1 protein-coding gene is annotated in these 225 nt (G+C 71.6%); it reads right to left on the bottom strand.

The window, feature by feature from the left end:
- A partial coding sequence (locus tag AC507J_RS32440; RefSeq protein WP_496294404.1) for a hypothetical protein occupies nucleotides 1-225 on the bottom strand: 225 nt, incomplete at both ends.

Below are 225 nucleotides of genomic sequence, written 5' to 3'. Positions count from 1 at the left end.
GTTGGCCCAACCGGGCGGCTGTCGTCGCGTCGAACAGCGCGGTGCTGTACTGGATCTCGCCGGTCAGCCCGTCGCGGGTCTCGCCGAGCGTCACGATCAGGTCGAACTTCACCTGGACGGCGTCGTCGAGCGCGTCGGGAGTCGGCGCGCTCTCGCCACGGTCGAGCGCCGCGTAGTTCAGCACGACCTGGACGAGCGGGGTGCGGGACCGGTCGCGCTCGACGG

It is taken from the genome of Micromonospora sp. PRAS1, from assembly GCF_059553435.1.
Note: the sequence above shows the minus strand (reverse complement) of the source record. Positions and strands in the feature narration are given on the sequence as shown.